This window comes from Aminobacter sp. SR38, assembly GCF_014843375.1.
GTDB lineage: Bacteria > Pseudomonadota > Alphaproteobacteria > Rhizobiales > Rhizobiaceae > Aminobacter > Aminobacter ciceronei.
Genome location: NZ_CP062112.1, coordinates 5,072,663 through 5,088,097, shown reverse-complemented (window position 1 = coordinate 5,088,097; position 15,435 = coordinate 5,072,663). Strand labels below are relative to the sequence as shown.

The window sequence follows — 15,435 nt, the reverse complement described above, 5'->3', positions numbered from 1 at the left end:
CCGCCAAGCTCATGTTTTAACTTATCTTTTCAGAGCAAAAGGCGGGCGTCGAGACGCCCGCCTTTCAAACAGTGTTACCGGCCGTTCACAGATCAGTTGGCTTGCCGGCGAAGGAACGCTGGAATCTCCAGCTGATCGTCCTCCTGAGTCCGTGCCTGCGGCGCCAGGCGGCCATGTTCGTCGAGCTGTCCGCGGCGCGGCGCGTACATCTGCGATTCCTGGCTGGTCATGCGGCGCTGCTCGGGCGCCGGCTGGCGCAGCTTGGGCTCGCGCGGCTGCGCGGGCTGCAGGCGTGCCGGTTCTTCCTCACGGCGGGTCAGGCCGCTGGTCAGGCGCTTGAGCAGGCCCATCGGACCACGATCCTCATGCTGCTCGGCCGGCTGAGCCTTGGCTTCGACCTCGGCCTTGACCATCGGCGGAAAGTCCTCGACGCGCGGCATGCGCGGCTGAACCTGGGCCGGCTGCATCATCTCGCGCTGCGGTGCCATCTGCGGCTGGGCAACCGGCTGCGGTGCGGGCTGCTGGAACTGCTGCGGCTGATACTGCTGGACCTGCGGCTGGGCCGGCGGAGCGGCAAACAGCTTGCTCTGCGGACGGAAGTCGTCAGCCGGAGCGGCCGGACGCGGCTGCGCCATCGCGGCGGCATTGGCTTCGGCAAGGCGGATGGCCTCGGCAACCGGATCGTTGGTGCGCACTTCCATGCGCGGCTGTTCGACAGGAGCAGCCTGCACGACAGGACGCGGTGCCTCGACCTGACGCTGTGCCGGCTTCGGCGCCTGACGGATGGTCAGCGGTGCAGCAGCCATGTCGGCAGCCGACTTGTCGATGCCGGTGGCGACGACCGACACGCGGATGACGCCTTCGAGGTCTTCGTCGAAAGTGGCGCCCAGGATGATGTTGGCGTCCTGATCCACTTCCTCGCGGATTCGGGTGGCAGCTTCGTCGACTTCGAACAGGGTCAGGTCGCGGCCGCCGGTGATCGAGATGAGCAGGCCCTTGGCGCCCTTCATCGAGGTTTCGTCGAGCAGCGGGTTGGCGATTGCTGCTTCGGCGGCGGCCATCGCACGGCCCTCGCCCGAAGCTTCGCCGGTGCCCATCATCGCCTTGCCCATTTCGCGCATCACCGAACGGACGTCGGCGAAGTCGAGGTTGATCAGGCCTTCCTTGACCATCAGGTCGGTGATGCAGGCAACACCCGAATACAGCACCTGATCGGCCATGGCGAAGGCGTCCGCGAAGGTCGTCTTGTCATTGGCCAGACGGAACAGGTTCTGGTTCGGGATGACGATCAGCGTGTCGACGCACTTCTGCAGCTCTTCGATTCCGTAATCGGCCGTCTTCATGCGGCGCTGGCCTTCGAAGTGGAACGGCTTGGTGACGACGCCGACGGTCAGGATACCCTTTTCGCGAGCGGCGCGGGCGACGACCGGAGCAGCACCGGTGCCGGTGCCGCCGCCCATGCCGGCGGTGACGAAGCACATATGCGTGTTCGACAGGTGGTCGATGATCTCGTCGATGCACTCTTCAGCGGCGGCGCGACCGACTTCCGGCTGCGAACCCGCGCCCAGGCCCTCGGTGACATGCGCGCCGAGCTGGATGAGGCGCTCGGCCTTCGACATGGTGAGTGCCTGCGCATCGGTGTTGGCCACGACGAACTCGACGCCGCGCAGGCCAGCGGTGATCATGTTGTTGACAGCGTTGCCGCCGCCACCGCCGACACCGAACACGGTGATGCGGGGCTTGAGCTCAGTGATGTCCGGCTTCTGCAGATTGATCGTCATAGTCCTCGTCCTTTTTGCCTTTCGAACCGCTTCGCCGTGCGGCCGGTAATGGGGCTGCCCCCGTCAATTCCTAAAAACTGTCTCTCAACCACTGACTCATGCGATGCAGTTTTCCGCCAGTTCCCGTTGCCCTGTAACGGGAAATCCCTTTCGCAGACTGGCTCTCGATGCCGGCCATCTGCGGGTAGATGAGAAGCCCGACGGCGGTCGCGAAAGCCGGCCCCTTGGCCGCCTCCGGCAGACCTGCCACGCCGAGTGGGCGGCCGATGCGCACATTGCGGCCGAGAATGCGTCGCGCTGCCTCGGGCAGGCCGACGAGCTGACTGGCACCGCCGGTGAGGACGACGCGCTTGCCGACGGCATTGCCGTAACCCGACTTGTTGAGCCGGTCGCGCAGCAGTTCCAGCGTCTCGTCAATGCGGGCGCGGATGATGCGCGTCATGACAGAACGCGGGATCTGCAGCGGAACTTCGCTGTCGTCGACGCCGATCGGCTGGATGCTGATCATGTCGCGGTCGTCGGTGGTGCCGGGCAGCGCCGATCCATGCATGACCTTGAGCCGCTCGGCATCGTCGAGACGCGTCGACAGGCCCTTGGCCATATCCATGGTGACGTGATTACCGCCGACAGGAATGGCGTCGGCATGGACGAAGCGCCCTTCCGCAAAGACCGAAAGCGTGGTCGTGCCACCGCCCATGTCGATGCAGGCAGCACCCATTTCGAGTTCGTCGTCGACGAGTGCCGCAAGGCCACTTGCGTAAGGCGTAGCCACCATATGCTCAACCGACAGGTGCGAGCGGTTGATGCAGAGCTCGAGATTGCGCATCGGCGCCGAATCGCCGGTCAGCACATGCATGTCGACGCCAAGCGTGTCGCCGACCATGCGGCGCGGATCGCGCACGCCGCGCTCGGCGTCGAGCGAGAAGGCGACAGGCAGCGAGTGGATGACGTCGCGCTCTGCCCTCAGCGCCTGCTTGGCACCGGCGGCGAGCACGCGCTGGACGTCGGCTTCGTCGACCTCATGGCCGCCGAGATTGATGGTTGCCGAAAACGCCTCGCTCTTGATGCGGCCGGCGGACAGATTGACGATCAGTGAGTCGGCGGTAAGGCCTGCCATGCGCTCGGCGGCGTCGACGGCGAGACGGATGGCATGTTCGGCGCGGTCGAGATCGACGACCACGCCCGACTTCACGCCCTGCGACTTCTGGTGGCCGATGCCGATGACCTGGGCCTGGTGGGTACGTCCCTTGAGCAGCTGACTGCCTTCGGCCGGCTTCAGCTTGGCGACCACGCAACAGACCTTGTTCGAACCGACATCGAGCACCGTAAGGATGCCCGAGCGACGCGAAACCGGATCCTTTTGACCGCCCAGCCAGCTCATATTCTCTTCTCCGCCTTCGCCTTGAGGGCTTTCGGCTTGTTTTTCAGCAGATCGGCGCGCCGCTCGACAGCTTCCGGCGTCAACTGCACGACCAGCCGGTCACTGAAACGCATGTCGACGGCCGCGATGTCACGGGTCAGCAGCGCGTTCTCGCGGTCGAGATCGGCAAGATCGGCAAGCGCTGCATCGACCTGATTCTCGGGCAGCTTGACGGTGATGCCGTTGTCGAGACGCAGATCCCAGCGCCGTTCGCCGACGCGAATGTAGCCTTTTACCCGCGACGCAAGCGCGGGGAACGCCTGAACCCTGGCGACGAAGTCGGCGGCACGGTCGGCGGCACCAAAGCCGATGACCAGCGGCAGCGTGGCCTGGCGCCCGCCAGCATAAGGAGCGATGATCTTGCCGTCCTTCTCGACGACGCTGAGCTGGTTTCCGTGCTGCCAGATCGCAAAAGCGTCACGCTCGTCGATGCGAACCTCGATCGTATCGGGATAGACCTTGCGAACAGCGGCATCGCGCACCCAGGGCAAGCTGACGATACGCTCGCGCGCCTCTTCCGGATTGAAGCCGACGAGCGAAGTCCAGCCATCAAGCTCGAGCTTGTCGAGAATGTCGATTTCGGAGGTTTCACGATTGCCCGAGACCTTGATCTGGTCGACGGCAAAGCCGCTGCGAGCGGTCACACCCTGGACCATCGCCGGGAAGTGACCACCGAGATAGGCGCCATAAAGCGAGCTTGCGGCAAGGAAGGCAGCCGTCAGCATCGACGCAGCATAGGGCGGAGGAGTGAACTCCCCACGCCCGAAGCGCGACAGCATGCGAACCGGCTTGCGCAGCAGCCGCGGCAGCACGAAATGCTCCGCGGACAAGGGCAGCCCGAAGACGCGCGGCGCCGAGCCACCCATCGTTCTGTTCTGTCCCGACCTCAACGCAAACACGAAGCGTCCTCCACCATCCAACTCAACAACTCACCAAACGAATGCCCGGCTTGGGCGGCTATCTCAGGCACCAGCGACGTCGGCGTCATGCCGGGTTGAGTGTTGACCTCCAGCCAGACGACCTCTCCATTTTCGGAATGGCGGTCGTCGTACCGGAAGTCAGACCGGGAGACGCCCCGGCACCCGATCGCTTGGTGAGCCTTGAGCGCCAGTGTTTGTATTTTTTGGTAAATATTCGGTGAAACTTTCGCGGGGCATTCGTGCTTTGATCCGCCGGCGACATATTTTGAATCATAATCGTAGAAGGCGTGACCGGTCGGAACGATCTCGCAGACGCCAAGCGCAACATCACCCATAACGGCACAGGTCAACTCACGACCATGGACGTAACGCTCGACCATCACCGTGTCGCCGTAGCGCCACTCGGATGAGGAGATGACCTGCGGCGGATGCGACTGGTCTTCCTTGACGATGACGACACCGAAGCTCGACCCTTCGGACACCGGCTTGACCACGTAAGGCGGCGTCATCGGGTGTTGGTTGCCGATGGCAAAACGGTCGAGAACCCTGGATTCGGCAATCGGAATGCCGGCAGCTTTGGCCACCTTCTTCGACTGCTCCTTGTTCATCGCCAGTGCCGAGGCCAGCACGCCGGAATGGGTGTAGGGAATGCCGAGATATTCGAGGATGCCCTGGATGGTGCCGTCTTCGCCGAAGGGGCCATGCAGGGCGTTGAATGCGACATCCGGCTTGAGCGCCGAAAGCACTGCGCCGACATCGCGATCGACGTCCACTCGCGTGACCTGATAACCGACCTGCTCGAGCGCTTCGGCACAGGCATTGCCAGACGACAGGGACACAGGCCGCTCGGACGAAAACCCGCCCATCAGGACAGCGACGTGCTTTGACTTCATCCCCTGAGATCCCCTCTCGACTCGGACACAACGCCTTGTTTCCAAAGATCAAAAAAAGAGCACCCGGAAGTTGGACCTCCGGCTGGAAACGCGGGCTACGCGTCACGCGACTCAAATCAGGAAACGCTTTAGGTCAGAGAATCAGAGACTTGATTCCGTGGCAAGAGCCGATTGGAATTCGTTGCAATTTCATGACCAATGCGACTTCCGTTGACCTGCAGGATGACCAGAGGAAAAGGCGGAATTCGGGTCGCAAAAAAGGCCCCGGCGAGGATGCGCCGAGGCCTTTCGAAGATCGTCATTTCGGATGGCCTTGACAGGCTCCTGCTGCTCCGGCGGAGCGCGCTGCCTAGAGCAATTGCCCCAAGAATTCCTGCACTTCGTGGCCGGGCTTGAAGTTGCCGAGACGCTTGATTTCCCACTGCAGGCGGATGCCCGAATTCTCGAGCACGCGGCTGCGCACCGTCTCGCCAAGATACTCGAGATCATAGCCGCTGGCGTTGCCGGTGTTGATCATGAAATTGCAATGCAGCGGCGACATCTGTGCGCCGCCGATCATCAGTCCGCGGCAGCCGGCGTTGTCGATTTCCTTCCAGGCCGAGGTTCCCTCGGGATTCTTGAAGGTCGAGCCGCCCGTCTTCTCGCGGATCGGCTGCACCGTCTCGCGATGGTGCTGGACCGCATCCATCGCCGCTTTGATGGCGTCCTTGTCCTCCGCATAACCCTCGAAGGTCGCCGAGGTGAAGATTAGGTCGGCTGCGGCAGCCGATTGACGGTAGCTGTAGCCCATGTCGGCATTCGACAGCAGATGCAGGTCGCCCTTGCGGTCGAGCGCGCGGACCTCGACGACGCGTTCACGCGTCTCGACGCCATTGGCGCCCGCATTCATCCGCAAGGCGCCGCCGATGGCGCCGGGAATGCCGTGGTAGAAATGAAAGCCGCCGATGCCGTTGTCATGCGCAAGGGCTGCCACGCGCTTGTCGGGCGTCGCAGCACCAGCCTTTATGCCGGTCGCCGAAATTGCCTCGGCCTCGCCGAACCCCTTGGCCGACAGCCGAACCACGAAGCCAGGAATGCCACCCTCGCGCACCAGGAGGTTGGAGCCGATGCCGACGACCATGACAGGGATTTCTTCCGGCACAGCCTTCAGGAAGGCAGCCAGATCCTCTTCGTCAGCCGGCTGGAACAGCGCCTGGGCAAGGCCGCCGGCACGGAACCAGGTGATCTTCTCCATCTCGGCGCTGGGCGTGAGGCGTCCGCGCAGGCCGGTTAGCCGGTCGCCGAGTTTGGCTATGAGCGCCTCGCCTCCGATCACGATCCGCCCCCGGCGAGCTCGCCCGGCAGGGCGTAGGCCCATTGTGTGATGTTGCCGGCGCCGAGATAGACGACAAAGTCGCCCGGCATGGCCAGTTCGCGCACGACCGGCGCCACGGCAGCCGGGCCATCGATGTAACGCGCGTCGCGATGGCCGCCGGCACGGATGCGGGACGTCAGGGCTTCCGAGTTGACGCCGTCGATCGGATCCTCGCCGGCCGTATAGACGGGCGCGATCATGACGGTATCGGCGTCGTTGAAGCAGGCCGAGAAATCGTCGAACAGGTCGCGCAGGCGGGTGAAGCGGTGCGGCTGGGCAATGGCGATGACGCGGCCGGCGGTGGCTTCGCGCGCCGCGCGCAGCACGGCCTTGATCTCGACCGGGTGGTGGCCGTAGTCGTCGAACACCTCGACGCCATTCCAGGTGCCGGTATGGGTAAAGCGGCGCTTGACGCCGCCGAACGACGACAGCCCGCGCTTCACCGCTTCGGCAGAAAGGCCGAGTTCGGTGGCAACCGCGATGGCAGCTGTGGCGTTCGAGACGTTGTGGCGGCCTGGCATCGGCAGGCGCAGGCCCTCGATGGTGGTCGAAGTCGCCGACTTGCGGTTGCGGATGACAACGTCGAAGACCGAAACGGCACCTTCCATGTGGTGATTGGTGAAACGCACGTCGGCCTGGGCATTCTCGCCATAGGTGATGACGCGGCGATCCTCGATGTGGCTGACCAGCGCCTGCACCTCGGGATGGTCGGTGCACATCACCCCAAAACCGTAGAACGGCACATTCTCGACGAACTGGCGGAACGCCTCGCGCACCTTGTCGAAGGTGCCGTAGTGGTCGAGATGCTCGGGGTCGATGTTGGTGACGACGGCGACGTCGGCCGGAAGCTTGAGGAAGGTGCCGTCGCTCTCGTCGGCCTCGACCACCATCCACTCGCCTTCGCCCATGCGGGCGTTGGTGCCATAGGCATTGATGATGCCGCCATTTATGACGGTCGGGTCGAGCCCGCCTGCATCGAGCAGCGTCGCCACCATCGAGGTCGTCGTGGTCTTGCCGTGGGTGCCGCCGATGGCGACCGCGTTGCGGAAGCGCATCAGCTCGGCCAGCATTTCGGCGCGGCGTACGACGGGCAGAAGCTTCTCGCGTGCCGCCTGCAGTTCGGGATTGGTCTTCTTGATCGCGGTCGAAACGACGATCACCTCGGCGTCGCCAAGGTTCTCGGCCTTGTGACCGACGAAGCACTCGATGCCCTTGTCGCGCAGGCGCTGGACGTTGGCGCTCTCGGACTGGTCGGAGCCTTGCACCTTGTAGCCGAGATTGTGCAGCACCTCGGCGATGCCGCTCATGCCGATGCCGCCGATGCCGATGAAATGCACGAGGCCGATGGTCTGCGGCATCTTCATGACCGCACTCCCTTCTTGAATTCCGAAACGGGCGTTTTGGACGCAATAGCCTCTGCGAGGTCGGCGAGCAACCGTGTGGCGTCCGCTTTGCCGACTGACTTGGCGGCAGCCGCCATCGTCACCATGCGCGCCGGATCCTCCATCGCACCCCCGATCAGCCCGGCAATGCGCTCAGGCGAAAGCGTTGCCTGCGGGTGCACTTCGCCGCCGCCGGCTGCAGCCAGTCGCGCGGCGTTCGCCGCCTGGTCGTGGTCGAGCGCGTAGGGATAAGGCACCAGAAATGCCGGGCGGCCGATGACCGCAATCTCGGAAACCGTCGAGGCACCCGAGCGCGAGATCACCAGATGCGCTGCCGCCATGCGCTGCGCCATGTCGCCGAAGAACGGCGACACGTCGGCGGCGATGCCGAGCTTGGCATAGGCCGCCTTGACCTTGTCGGCATCCTCGACGCGTGCCTGCTGGGTAACACACAGGCGCTTGCGCTGCGCTTCGCTCAATAGCGCGATTGCACCAGGAACCGCGTCGGAAAAGAACTGCGCGCCCTGGCTGCCGCCGAAGACCAGCAGATTGAAGGCATCCGCGCCGGTCGACGCAATGTAAGGCGTCTTCGCCGCCTCGATGACAGCCGGGCGCACCGGATTGCCTGTCACGACGACCTTGGCGCTATTGGCGCCGGCATTCTCGGGCAGGAAGCCGCCGGCGACCGCATCGACCCTGGCTGCAAGCGCCTTGTTGGCGCGCCCCATCACGGCGTTCTGCTCATGCACCATCGACGGCACGGAACGCCGCGTCGCGGCATAGAGCGGCGGCAGAGTCGGATAACCGCCGAATCCGATGACGACGGAGGGCTTGATCTGGGCAATGACCTTCGAGGCCTGGCGCACGCCGCGCCAGATGCTCCAGAAGGCGCGCAAGAGCGCAATCGGGTTCTTCGAGCCGATGGTCGACGATGAAATCGGATGAATGGCCGCAGCCGGAAACTTGCCGGCGAAACGTTCGGCGCGGTCGTCGGTGGCGAGATGCACCTGCCAGCCGCGCGCGGTCAGTTCATGTGCCAGCGCCTCGGCCGGAAAGAGATGGCCGCCGGTCCCGCCGGCGGCAAGCATGACAGTTCCCTTGGCCATGTTATTCGGCCGCAACCACATGGCGCGGCATGGCGGAGAAACCACCCGGCCTGAGTTTTTCCGGCTTCTTGCGGGTCAAGGACAGCACCATGCCCATCGACATGGCGATCGCGATCAGCGACGAGCCGCCATAAGAGATGAAGGGCAGCGTCATGCCCTTGGCCGGCATCAGTTGCAGGTTCACACCCATGTTGATGACCGACTGGAAGCCGAAAACGACGACGAGGCCGGCAACAGCATAGCGGGTGAAGTCATCATGCTCCCTGAGCGCGGTGCGCAGGCCGCGCAGCACGATGAAGGCAAAGATCGCCATGATGATCAGGCACAGGATGATGCCGAACTCCTCGCCGGCGACGGAGAAGACGAAGTCGGCGTGGCTGTCGGGGATGACCCGCTTGACGGTGCCCTCGCCCGGTCCGACGCCGAACCAGCCGCCATTGATGATGGCGTCGCGGCCCATGTCGACCTGGAAGGTGTCGCCCTCGCCGGTCATGAAGCGGTCGATACGTCCGGCGACGTGCGGGAAAATCGTATAGGCGGCAAACAGGCCGCCGGCGCCCACGCATCCAAGCGCGATGATCCAGAACCATGACATGCCGGCCATGAAGAACATCACGCCCCAGGTGCCCAGCACCAGCATGGTCTGGCCAAGGTCTGGCTGCGCCACAAGCAATGCCACGACGAGGCCGAGCAGGATCATGGCAAACAGGTTGCCGGGGATGTCGGGCTGGCGCTCGTGCTCGGCGAACAGCCAGGCGCAGATGACCACGAAGGCCGGCTTGAGAAACTCGGAGGGCTGGATCGAGACACCGGCCAGCGACAGCCAGCGCCTGGCGCCCTTGACCTCGACGCCGATGAACAGCACGGCCACCATCATCACCAGCATGATGCAGAGCATCACCAGCGCCATGCGCCTGATCTGCCTGGTGTCGAGGAACGACACCGCGATCATCACCGCCAAGGCGGGGATGGTGAAGATGATCTGGCGGGTGGCGAAGTGGAACCCGTCCAGGCCGATGCGCTCGGCAACCGCCGGGCTTGCGGCGAATGAAAGCACGATGCCCAGTCCCATCAGCGACAGGAATGCCGCGAGGAACCATCGATCGACCGTCCACCACCACAAGGCGACGGGACTTCTGTCGAGACGGCTGGCCATTATCTTGCCCCTCCGATAGCGCTGACGCCATCAATAGCATTCACAGCTTGCCTGAAGGCTTCGCCGCGAATTTCGAAATTCTTGAACTGATCGAAGCTGGCGCAGGCTGGCGACAGCAGCACCACGGCCTCGCTCGTATCGTCCCTGGCGGCATCCTCGGCCGCGTGCTCGACGGCTGCCGCCAACGTGCCCGAGATTTCATAGGGCACCGCTTCGCCAAGCGTCGCGGAAAACGCCGGAGCCGCTTCGCCAATCAGATAGGCCTTGGCGATGCGCGGGAACAGGCTGCGCAGCGGCTCGATGCCTCCCTCCTTGGGCAAGCCGCCGGCAATCCAGTAGATGCGCGGGAAGCTCGACAGAGCGGGTGCCGCGGCATCAGCGTTGGTCGCCTTGGAATCGTTGACGAACAACACATGCCCCTTGCGGCCAACCTGCTCCATGCGGTGGGCAAGGCCGGGGAAGCTTTCGAGACCGGCCTGGATCTCGCCGAGGTCGAGCCCGACCTTGAGACAGGCAGCTACAGCCGCAAGCGCATTCTGGGCGTTGTGTTGGCCGCGCAGCGAACCGATGCCTTCGAGGAAGGCGATGCGGCTGTAGCGGCCGTCGATTGCTTCCATCAGGTCGCTGCCGTCGGCGAAATAGCCGTCGGTCAAAGGAAGACGCTTCGAAATACGCACGACTTCCTTGCCGGCGCGTTCGAGCCTGTCGGCGATCTGGGCGCAGTAGATGTCGTCGACGCCGATGATGGCGGTGTCGCTGCCGGCGACCAGGCGCTCCTTGATCGACGCGTAGTGCTGCATGGTGCCGTGGCGGTCGAGATGGTCGGGCGTCAGGTTGAGCAGGACACCGGCAGTCGGGTTGATCGATGGCGCGAGGTCGATCTGGTAGGACGAGCACTCGACGACGTAGTGGCGGTCAGGCCGCGGCGCATCCAGCGTCATCACGGCGCGACCGATATTGCCGCCCATCTGCGTATCACGACCGGCCGACTGCAGGATGTGCGCTGTCAGCGCCGTCGTCGTCGACTTGCCGTTGGTGCCGGTGATGGCGATGAAGGGCGCGGTCGGCGCCGTCGCCAGGCGTTCGCGCGCGAAAAGTTCGATGTCGCCGATGATCTCGACGCCGGCGCCACGCGCCAATTCCACGGTCCAGTGCGGTTTGGGGTGCGTCAGCGGCACGCCCGGCGACAGCACGAAGGACGCGACGCCTGCCCAGTCGGCGCCGCGCAGGTCGCCGGTCGAAATGCCCTCGGCAGCGGCCCGCGCCACGCTTTCGGGATTGTCGTCCCAGGCAAGCACGTCGGCCCCACCCTCCGCGAGCGCGCGCGCGGTCGCGATCCCGGAGCCGCCGAGGCCGAAGAGCGCCACTCGCTTTCCCTGAAATGACGTCGCGGGGATCATGGGAGCCTCAGCGCAGCTTGAGGGTGGAAAGGCCGATCAGCGCCAGGATAACAGCAATGATCCAGAAGCGGATGACAACCTGGCTTTCGGTCCAGCCAAGTTTTTCGAAATGGTGGTGGATCGGCGCCATCAGGAACACCCTCTTCCCGGTCATCTTGAAGAAGCCGACCTGGATGATGACCGAAAGCGCCTCCATGACGAACAGACCGCCGACGATCGCCATGACGATCTCGTGCTTGGTGGCGACAGCAACCGTTCCGATCAGGCCACCAAGCGCCAGCGAGCCGGTGTCCCCCATGAAAATGGCGGCGGGCGGCGCGTTGAACCAGAGGAAGCCGAGGCCGGCGCCGATGACGGCGCCCAGGATGACGGCGAGTTCGCCGGTGCCGGGCACGAAGTGAATCTGCAGATACTCGGCGAAGACCGCGTTGCCCGAGAGATAGGCGATGACGCCAAAGGAAGCCGCCGCGATCATGATCGGAACGATGGCAAGACCGTCGAGGCCGTCGGTCAGGTTCACGGCATTGCCGGCACCGACGACCACGAAGCAGGCGAAGGGAATGAAGAACCAGCCGAGATTGAGCAGGAAATCCTTGATGAACGGGAATGTCAGCGACGACGAGAACGGCGCCTGGCCATTGTGCATGATGACCCATGCAGCGATGCCGGCGATGACGAATTCGATGCCGAGGCGCGCCTTGCCTGACAGGCCGAGATGCGACTGCTTGGTCACCTTGAGATAGTCGTCATAGAAGCCGATGGCGCCGAAGCCGAGGGTGACGAACAGCACCACCCAGACATAGACGGAGGTGATGTTGGCCCACAAAAGCGTCGACCCGACGATGCCGCTGAGGATCATCAGGCCGCCCATGGTCGGCGTGCCGGCCTTCTTGAAATGGGTTTGCGGACCGTCGGCGCGGATCGGCTGGCCCTTTCCTTGCCTCAGGCGCAGGGCGTTGATGATCGCCGGCCCGAAGATGAAGACGATCAGCGCCGACGTGATCAACGCGCCGCCGGTGCGAAAGGTGATGTAGCGGAAGACGTTGAAGAACGACACCTTGTCCGCAAAGTCGACAAGCAAAGTTAGCATGCGTATCGGTCCCCCGAGACCTCGTCAGGTCGGTGTGGTGTTGCCGGCCTCAGCCGGGAATGTCTTGATGAGCGCTTCAACCAGGCGATTGAAGCCAATGCCTTTCGACGACTTGATCATGACCGCGTCGCCGGGCCGCAGCGTGGTGAGGAGCACGGGTTTCAGCTCCTCGACGCCGCTGCGATATTCGGCCCTGAACCCCTCGGGCAGCGTATCGGCAAGCGCCTTCATTTCCGGTCCCGCCATCAGCACCATGTCGGTCCTGGTCGAGTCGATCAGTTCGGCAAGTGCCTGATGCAGCTTGGCCGAATGGCTGCCGAGCTCCAGCATATCACCGAGCACGGCGATGCGGCGGCCGGCGCCATGGATCGGCGTCGCGTCAAGCAGCTCGATCGCTGCCTTCATCGAGGCCGGATTGGCGTTGTAGCTCTCGTCGATCAGCGTGATCGGCCCGTTCGGCAGCTGCAAAATGTGGCGCTGGCCGCGTCCGCTCTCGGCCGTCATCGAGGCGAGCGCCGTAGCGACCGTCGGAACGTCGGCGCCGCAGAGATGGGCTGCCCCCAGCACGGCGAGCGCATTCTGGACGATGTGGCGTCCTGGCGCACCGATGCGGGCCGGCACGTCACGGCCGCCGATGCGCGCCATGATCATCGAATGATCGGCTTCCAGCGTGCATTTCAGCAGGCGGAAATTGGCACGGGCGTTCTCGCCATAGCTCATGACATTGTCGATGCCGGCAGCGCGAGCGAACTTTTCCAACAGCTTGAAGCGGCCGTCGTCGCGGTTGAGCAGCACCGCCCCGCCCGGCTCGACGCCTTCGAAGATCTCGGCCTTGGCCTTGGCGATCTCGTCGAGATTGCGAAAGAAGCCGAGATGGGCCGCCGCGATCAGGGTGACGATGGCGATGTGCGGGCGGACCATGCGCACCAGCGGGCTGATCTCGCCGGGATGGTTCATGCCGATTTCGAAGACCGCGTAGTCGCAATCCTCGGGCATGCGGGCGAGCGTCAACGGCACACCCCAGTGGTTGTTGAAGGATGCGGCCGAGGCATGGACCTTGCCGACCGACGACAAAGCGTGGCGCAGGGCTTCCTTGGTCGAGGTCTTGCCGACGGAACCGGTCACCGCGATGATCCGTGCCCGCGAGCGGGCACGCGCCGCAATACCGGCCTTCTCCAGTGCAACGAGCACGTCGGGCACGACGATCATGGGCGCCGTCAGGCGCCCCAGGGCGGGCAGCTTGCCTTCGGCGACGACCAGCAGGCCGGCACCGGCCTTGATCGCCGCGGTGGCGAAGTCGTGGCCGTCCATCGCGTCGCCCTTGATGGCGAAAAAGGCCTCGCCGGGTTTTAGGCTGCGGCTGTCGATGGAAATGCCCGAAATGCCTTCCGGCATCTGGCCGAGCGGGCGGCCGCCTGTCGCCTCAACGAGCGCCTCGGAGGTCCACAACAGACTCATGCCGCTACTCCGGCAAGCGCGTTGCGGACTTCCTCGTGATCCGAGAAGTGCAGTGTATCGGCGCCGATGGTCTGGCCTTCCTCGTGGCCCTTGCCGGCGACGATCAGCGTATCGCCCGCATGCAGCATGCCGACGGCCTCGTGGATCGCCCGGCGGCGGTCACCGATCTCAATGGCGCCGGGAGCCGCAGCCATGATGGCCGCGCGGATGGTCTCAGGAACCTCCGAACGTGGATTGTCGTCGGTGACGATGGTGACGTCGGCCAGTCGCGTCGCGATCTCGCCCATGATCGGGCGCTTGCCGCGATCGCGGTCGCCGCCGCAACCGAACACGACGATGACGCGGCCGGTGGTGAACGGCCTGACAGCCGCCAGCACGTTTTCGAGCGCGTCGGGCTTGTGGGCGTAATCGACATAAACGGGCGCACCTTGCGCCGTTGTGCCGACGAGGTCGAGACGGCCCGGCGCGCCTTCGAGATGTTCGAGGGCTGCCAGCGCCTTGGCAACGTCGGTGCCGGTAGCGATCGCGAGCCCCGCGGCAACGAGCGAGTTGGAGACTTGGAAATCGCCGGCCAGCGGCAGGTCGATCTCATAGATGGTGCCGCCGCATTCGATTTCGGCGCGCTGGCGGTGGCGTTCGTGCTCGACGCGCTTGAGCGCCAGGAACTGGCCGTTACGGCCGACGGTCAAGACGTCGAGGCCCGCGGCGCGGGCCGCTCCGATCGTCGGCGCGGACCAGGCATCGTCGGCGAAGACGATCGCCGGCGCGCCTTTGGGCAACAGCGTGTCGAACAGGCGCAGCTTGGCGCGGTGATAGTCCTCGACCGTCGGATGGTAATCCATGTGGTCGCGACCAAGATTGGTGAAGCCGGCGGCGGCGAGGCGCACGCCATCGAGGCGGCGCTGGTCGAGACCATGGCTGGAAGCCTCCATCGAGGCGTGGGTCACGCCTGAAGCGGCGAGTTCAGCGAGCAGCTTGTGCAAGGCGACCGGATCGGGCGTGGTCAACTGGCCGTATTCGACCCGACCGGGCGCGACGACGCCTGTCGTACCTATGCTGGCCGCGGCCAGGCCGGCATGTTTCCAGACCTGGCGAGTGAAGGCCGCGACCGAGGTCTTGCCGCTGGTGCCGGTAACGGCAACCATGGTTTCGGGCTGGCTGCCGTAGAATTTCGCTGCCGCGAGCGCCAATGCCCGCCGCGGATCGTCCACCGTGATCACCGGCAGGCCGGCGGAAGAAAGATCGACGCCCTTGGCCGCGACGACAGCAATTGCACCGCGCCTGGCCGCATCGCCTGCATAGGTCGCGCCGTCCGCCTTGCTGCCGGAGACGGCAAAGAAAAGGATCCCCGGCGTTACCTGCCGCGAATCCGACGAAACCCCGCTCACCTCGACATCCCGGGGCAGAACCCCGTCGACGGGCAGGACACCAGCAAGGTCTTCTATTTTCATCGAGTTCCGTTCGTCACAAACAAG

The 15,435-nt window shown here is 64.5% G+C and carries 12 protein-coding genes; all 12 read right to left on the bottom strand.

The genetic code is table 11. The features are described 5' to 3' along the window. Positions 1-92: 92 nt before the first annotated feature. Entirely contained in the window at positions 93-1,781 is a 1,689-nt protein-coding gene (gene ftsZ / locus IG197_RS24840) for a cell division protein FtsZ (RefSeq protein WP_067960410.1), read from the bottom strand. A gap of 70 nt (positions 1,782-1,851) precedes the next feature. Next, on the bottom strand, positions 1,852-3,162 hold the full coding sequence (ftsA, locus tag IG197_RS24835) for a cell division protein FtsA (RefSeq protein WP_192315555.1): 1,311 nt from the start codon (positions 3,160-3,162) through the stop codon (positions 1,852-1,854). Beyond that, the gene (locus IG197_RS24830; protein WP_305866572.1) at positions 3,159-4,100 is read right to left on the bottom strand and encodes a cell division protein FtsQ/DivIB; all 942 of its coding nucleotides are present in this window, start codon (positions 4,098-4,100) and stop codon (positions 3,159-3,161) included. The genes ftsA and IG197_RS24830 overlap by 4 nt, the downstream gene beginning before the upstream one ends. Beyond that, positions 4,088-5,014, bottom strand: a complete 927-nt coding sequence (locus tag IG197_RS24825) for a D-alanine--D-alanine ligase (RefSeq protein WP_192319960.1) — start codon at positions 5,012-5,014, stop codon at positions 4,088-4,090. Before IG197_RS24825 ends, IG197_RS24830 begins: the two co-directional genes overlap by 13 nt. A 349-nt stretch (positions 5,015-5,363) precedes the next feature. After that, the gene (gene murB, locus IG197_RS24820; protein WP_192315552.1) at positions 5,364-6,329 is read right to left on the bottom strand and encodes a UDP-N-acetylmuramate dehydrogenase; all 966 of its coding nucleotides are present in this window, start codon (positions 6,327-6,329) and stop codon (positions 5,364-5,366) included. Then, positions 6,326-7,732 (bottom strand): UDP-N-acetylmuramate--L-alanine ligase, encoded by a 1,407-nt coding sequence (gene murC / locus IG197_RS24815; protein ID WP_067960396.1) that lies wholly within the window; start codon positions 7,730-7,732, stop codon positions 6,326-6,328. The genes murB and murC overlap by 4 nt, the downstream gene beginning before the upstream one ends. Continuing rightward, positions 7,729-8,856: an undecaprenyldiphospho-muramoylpentapeptide beta-N-acetylglucosaminyltransferase gene (murG, locus tag IG197_RS24810; RefSeq protein ID WP_192315550.1), complete on the bottom strand. Its 1,128-nt coding sequence runs from the start codon at positions 8,854-8,856 to the stop codon at positions 7,729-7,731. The genes murC and murG overlap by 4 nt, the downstream gene beginning before the upstream one ends. A gap of 1 nt (position 8,857) precedes the next feature. Then, a complete protein-coding gene (ftsW, locus tag IG197_RS24805) occupies positions 8,858-10,012 on the bottom strand; it encodes a putative lipid II flippase FtsW (protein WP_192315548.1) in 1,155 nt (384 codons plus the stop codon). Continuing rightward, positions 10,012-11,412 carry a UDP-N-acetylmuramoyl-L-alanine--D-glutamate ligase gene (gene murD / locus IG197_RS24800; protein ID WP_154386686.1) on the bottom strand — a complete coding sequence of 467 codons (1,401 nt, stop codon included), beginning with the start codon at positions 11,410-11,412 and terminating at the stop codon, positions 10,012-10,014. Before murD ends, ftsW begins: the two co-directional genes overlap by 1 nt. Before the next feature lie 7 nt (positions 11,413-11,419). Continuing rightward, positions 11,420-12,502 (bottom strand): phospho-N-acetylmuramoyl-pentapeptide-transferase, encoded by a 1,083-nt coding sequence (gene mraY / locus IG197_RS24795; RefSeq protein ID WP_067960384.1) that lies wholly within the window; start codon positions 12,500-12,502, stop codon positions 11,420-11,422. 24 nt (positions 12,503-12,526) lie between these two features. After that, complete coding sequence (locus IG197_RS24790) at positions 12,527-13,960, bottom strand: UDP-N-acetylmuramoylalanyl-D-glutamyl-2,6-diaminopimelate--D-alanyl-D-alanine ligase (RefSeq protein ID WP_192315546.1); 1,434 nt, start codon at positions 13,958-13,960, stop codon at positions 12,527-12,529. Next, complete coding sequence (locus IG197_RS24785) at positions 13,957-15,411, bottom strand: UDP-N-acetylmuramoyl-L-alanyl-D-glutamate--2,6-diaminopimelate ligase (protein WP_067960378.1); 1,455 nt, start codon at positions 15,409-15,411, stop codon at positions 13,957-13,959. The genes IG197_RS24790 and IG197_RS24785 overlap by 4 nt, the downstream gene beginning before the upstream one ends. Positions 15,412-15,435: the final 24 nt, after the last annotated feature.

Bases quoted from the DNA above. Each gene is read 5' to 3' on its own strand.
- ftsZ (WP_067960410.1), bottom strand. From the start codon at position 1,781: ATGACGATCAATCTGCAGAAGCCGGACATCACTGAGCTCAAGCCCCGC.
- ftsA (WP_192315555.1), bottom strand. From the start codon at position 3,162: ATGAGCTGGCTGGGCGGTCAAAAGGATCCGGTTTCGCGTCGCTCGGGC.
- IG197_RS24825 (WP_192319960.1), bottom strand. From the start codon at position 5,014: ATGAAGTCAAAGCACGTCGCTGTCCTGATGGGCGGGTTTTCGTCCGAG.
- murC (WP_067960396.1), bottom strand. From the start codon at position 7,732: ATGAAGATGCCGCAGACCATCGGCCTCGTGCATTTCATCGGCATCGGC.
- murG (WP_192315550.1), bottom strand. From the start codon at position 8,856: ATGGCCAAGGGAACTGTCATGCTTGCCGCCGGCGGGACCGGCGGCCAT.
- ftsW (WP_192315548.1), bottom strand. From the start codon at position 10,012: ATGGCCAGCCGTCTCGACAGAAGTCCCGTCGCCTTGTGGTGGTGGACG.
- murD (WP_154386686.1), bottom strand. From the start codon at position 11,412: ATGATCCCCGCGACGTCATTTCAGGGAAAGCGAGTGGCGCTCTTCGGC.
- mraY (WP_067960384.1), bottom strand. From the start codon at position 12,502: ATGCTAACTTTGCTTGTCGACTTTGCGGACAAGGTGTCGTTCTTCAAC.
- IG197_RS24790 (WP_192315546.1), bottom strand. From the start codon at position 13,960: ATGAGTCTGTTGTGGACCTCCGAGGCGCTCGTTGAGGCGACAGGCGGC.
- IG197_RS24785 (WP_067960378.1), bottom strand. From the start codon at position 15,411: ATGAAAATAGAAGACCTTGCTGGTGTCCTGCCCGTCGACGGGGTTCTG.